Consider the following 3,734-nt stretch of genomic DNA (forward strand, 5'->3'; position numbering starts at 1 on the left):
GGTAAAGGCGGACGGGACCCGCCAAGGCACCCGCAAATCCGCGCATTGCGAGCACGGCCGGGCCGGGCTCGAAATCGACGGACGGACAACTCAAGCTGGTCAACCTGGCGGAATCCTCCACGGCGTATGTCCAGTCGCAAACGAGTCCCCCCAGGACATCGTTCGGCTACGGCATTGTGCAGCGCAACACAAAATATCTACCCGGCTGAAATACTTATGTGAGCAAGTGCTAAAAATTGACAAAACCGGCCGGTTCTCGCCATTTCTGGCGAGTTTCCTCAGAATTAAACCTTGGCGTTTAAATTGTGCCGATATTCCCGCCCCGGTTGATTGAGGGGAGCTCTTGGCTTGAGAGCCTAGTTCTTTGTGAAGTCGCAAGAAATTTTGGAATCTATAGTTTGGCTATATGGGTTCGGTCCTGGCTCCGTGGAGATATGATTTGGAACATTGGCTTTGCGCGGTGCAGCATCGTCTCTGTTTTTTCGTCAACGCCGATTACTCGGCTGACCGCTAACCGTTACACCGCGTCGAACACCACCGTCTGTTCCAGCCCGCCGCCCGGGCGGTTTTCCAGCGTTACCGTGCCCCCGTAGCGCTCGATGATCTCCTTGGCGATGGCGAGGCCAAGACCGGCTCCGGGGACGGATTGCAGGCGGCCGGGGTTGACGCGGAAGAAGGGCTCGAACGCCTTGTTCAGGAGTTCCGTGGGTATGCCCGGGCCATGGTCAGATATGGTCAGCACGGCGCGATTGTCGGCTGCGGCCAGGTCGATGCGGCACGCCTTGCCATGGGTGGCGGCGTTGACGATCAGGTTGCGCAAGGCGCGGCGCAGGCCAAGCGCGCCGGCCCGCACGCAAACCTTGTCCAGGTGCCCGATCGACACGGCATGGCCGAGCGATGCCATCTCGGCTTCGATATCGCGCACCGTCTTTGCCAGGTCGACCGGTTCGACGGCGTCCTGGTTCACCTCTTCGCGCACCAGACGGATGGCGCTGTCGGCGATGCGGTCGAGTTCGTCGAGGTCGTGAAGCCATTTGTCGCGTTCGTCGTCGAGGAATTCGGCGCGCAGCCGCATGCGCGTCATCGGCGTTCGCAGATCATGGCCGGCGGCGGCGACCAGCCGCATGCGGCTTTCCATGGCGGTCCGCAGCCGCGACGAGAGTTGGTTCAGCGCATGCGCGGTGGCCTTGACCTCGGCCGAGCCCACTTCCGGCACCGCCGCCAGCACGCCGTCCGATCCGATCTTGGAGACGGCGGCCTCCAGCATCTCGAGCGGGCGGATCAGCACCGAGGTGAAATAGACCGACACCGCCGTGGCGCCGGCGACGATCAGCGAGATCCAGCCGGCCAGAACCAGCCATTCGCGACGCGGCGGCTTGAGGTGCGGCACCTCCATGATCGCCCAGCGGCTGTCAGGCAGGTGCATCGATGCGATCTGGCCGGGTTCGTCCGCCTTCTCGTTGACGACCGCCGGAAAGTCGAGGCCACGGCGGTGCAGGATGTCATTGAGCATCGCCGTTTCCGCACGAGCCATCTTGCCGCCCGCCGGATGGTCGGCGAATTGCACCCGCAGGACGTCGGGGACCGGCCCCGGCAAAAGCCGCACCACCAGTTCCATCTGTTGGGCAATCCAGGGCACGGTCAGTTCCGGCGGCGGTCCGCCGCCGCGCACGCTGATGACGGCGGCCGTCGCCAGGCCGACGACGCCGACGATCGAGGCGACCAGCAGCATGATGAGACGGCGGCGCAGCGAATTCACGCCTGGCTCTCCACGGTCTCGACGCGCGCGGTGAGCTGGTAGCCGCCATTGCGCACGGTCTTGAACAGCGGCCCGTCGCCGGTGTCGGAAAATTTGCGGCGTAGCCGGCTCACCAGCACATCGACCGAACGCTCGAGCGGGTCGCGCTCGCGGCCTTGCGTCAGGTCGAGAAGCTGGTCACGCGACAAAAGCCGGCCGGGGCGGTCGAGAAACACCTGCAAGAGGTCGAACTCTGCGCCCGTAAGGTCGACGGCCACGCCTTGCGCGTCCGTCACCTTGCGGGTGTCCGGCTCCAGCCTGTAGCCGGCGAAGCGGTACGTACGCGCGCGCAGGGAGGCGGGCGCCTCCTCGGGCGCCGAGCGCCTGAGCACGGCGCGGATGCGGGCAATGAGCTCACGCGGGTTGAACGGCTTGCCGAGATAGTCGTCGGCGCCGAGTTCCAGGCCGATGATGCGGTCGACATCTTCCTTCAGCGCGGTCAGCAGGATGATCGGGGTGTGCGGCTTGCGGTCGCGCAAGCCGCGGCAGATATCGAGCCCCGAGCCGTCCGGCAGCATCACGTCGAGCACGATCAGGTCGAATTGGCCTGAGCCAAGCCGTTGCTCGCATTCGCGCCGGTCCGCCGCCGCCGTGACGCGAAAGCCCTGGCTGTCGAGATAACGCTGGAGAAGCGTCCTGATCTCGCGGTCGTCGTCAACGACGAGGATATGGGGTTGTGACTGCATCAATCGTGCCCTTGCCTTGGCCACGATTATAGGAGGAGCCGCGCCCGAGCGGCATGGAAAATTGCAACCGAACGTTTCCGGGGGCCCGAGGGAAACATTCGGAAACAAATTGCCCTTTTGCGGAAACCTTCGGCAACACGCCGACGCGAAGCGGACAAAGACGCTTCCTATCCTCTGAACTGTCCGAAGCATGAGAGAAAGGAACATCTTTATGCGAAGCAGACTTCTTGCGCTCGGCCTGTTTTCCGTCGCCGCAATTCACCCCGCGCTGGCAGCCCAGCCCGATCCCGGCGCCGGACCAGGCGAGCCGCCACCTGTCGTGGCCATGCAGGACGGCCCAGATCACGGCCCGATGGCTGGACCCGGCCCGCATGAACCGATGCGGCCTGGTTCGCAGGGTTTCGGCCCACAGGGCTTTGGCCCCCGCCGCATGGGTCCGCCGCCGGAGTTCATGCTGGCCGCCCGGCTCGCCGCGCTGGAGACCCGCGTCGGCATCCGCACCGAACAACTCGACGCCTGGCGCGACTACACCAGCGCGCTGCAGGCGGTGCTTTCGCCGCCTCGACCCAACCACGGGCGGCCCGGTAGTGCTGAAGCGAAGGGTCCCGACGCGGCGGGTCCCGGCGGCAAGCCTGATCCTTTCGCGTTCCAGGAAAAGCTGGCCGACGATGTCACCGCCCGCGCGGTTTCGGCCGGTAAACTGAAGGACGCGATCGCGGAACTGCGTGCCAAGCTGACGCCCGAACAACTCGAAGTCCTCGCTTCGGCGGAACGCCCCCATGGATCACCCCCCGGTCCCTGGGGCGGGCCGCCGAACGATGCAGCCGGCCCCAGAGGCCTGCCCAACGATGGCAGGCAGCTCTCGCCCCAGCCCGGGAACGACTGACAACTCTGACCGACTGCACCGGCCGGCCCGGTACCCAACCCGTTCTCGGGCCGGCCGGTTCTCCGGGGGATGGCGGGCGTATCTCCGCCATCCCTCGTTTCAATCACGTCCAGTTCGAATGACGCCAATTCGAACCATGCAATGGAAGCACGACAATGTGGGAAGCCATGATCATGCTGCGGCTGCTCGCGTCCGCCAGCCCGAGGCTCTCGTTCGGTCCTGCCGGGCGCGATATGCCGCTGGCCCTCCCGGTCGACACGCTGAAGGGCGCGATCCGCCTGCGCTTCGCCGCCTGGCGGCTGTCGCTTCCGCTCTCGCAGCCGCTCGACAACCATGGACATCATGACCGCAAGATCGCGTGAAC

Annotated in this window: 5 protein-coding genes; 3 read left to right on the plus strand and 2 right to left on the minus strand. The window is 65.3% G+C overall.

All coding sequences use genetic code 11. From position 1 onward, the window contains the following. Positions 1 to 334: hypothetical protein (locus EN939_RS38615; protein WP_206528333.1), on the plus strand; the 334-nt coding region annotated here is incomplete at its 5' end. Positions 335 to 517: 183 nt separating this feature from the next. On the opposite strand, the gene EN939_RS24870 is transcribed toward EN939_RS38615, so the two are convergent. Both EN939_RS24870 and EN939_RS24875 read right to left on the minus strand, forming a co-directional pair. After that, positions 518 to 1,759: an ATP-binding protein gene (locus EN939_RS24870; RefSeq protein ID WP_127270459.1), complete on the minus strand. Its 1,242-nt coding sequence runs from the start codon at positions 1,757 to 1,759 to the stop codon at positions 518 to 520. Further along, positions 1,756 to 2,484 (minus strand): response regulator, encoded by a 729-nt coding sequence (locus tag EN939_RS24875; protein WP_127270461.1) that lies wholly within the window; start codon positions 2,482 to 2,484, stop codon positions 1,756 to 1,758. Before EN939_RS24875 ends, EN939_RS24870 begins: the two co-directional genes overlap by 4 nt. Before the next feature lie 211 nt (positions 2,485 to 2,695). On the opposite strand from EN939_RS24875, the gene EN939_RS24880 reads away from it, so the two are divergent. After that, on the plus strand, positions 2,696 to 3,370 hold the full coding sequence (locus EN939_RS24880) for a hypothetical protein (protein ID WP_127270463.1): 675 nt from the start codon (positions 2,696 to 2,698) through the stop codon (positions 3,368 to 3,370). A gap of 167 nt (positions 3,371 to 3,537) precedes the next feature. Beyond that, positions 3,538 to 3,732: a hypothetical protein gene (locus EN939_RS24885; RefSeq protein WP_127396780.1), complete on the plus strand. Its 195-nt coding sequence runs from the start codon at positions 3,538 to 3,540 to the stop codon at positions 3,730 to 3,732. The last annotated feature ends 2 nt before the right edge of the window (positions 3,733 to 3,734 follow it).

It is taken from the genome of Mesorhizobium sp. M7A.F.Ca.CA.002.05.1.1, from assembly GCF_003998335.1.
Lineage (GTDB): Bacteria > Pseudomonadota > Alphaproteobacteria > Rhizobiales > Rhizobiaceae > Mesorhizobium.

Excerpts from the sequence above, each read along its gene's own strand:
- EN939_RS24875 (WP_127270461.1), bottom strand. The coding sequence starts at position 2,484 with ATGCAGTCACAACCCCATATCCTCGTCGTTGACGACGACCGCGAGATC.
- EN939_RS24880 (WP_127270463.1), top strand. The coding sequence starts at position 2,696 with ATGCGAAGCAGACTTCTTGCGCTCGGCCTGTTTTCCGTCGCCGCAATT.
- EN939_RS24885 (WP_127396780.1), top strand. The coding sequence starts at position 3,538 with ATGATCATGCTGCGGCTGCTCGCGTCCGCCAGCCCGAGGCTCTCGTTC.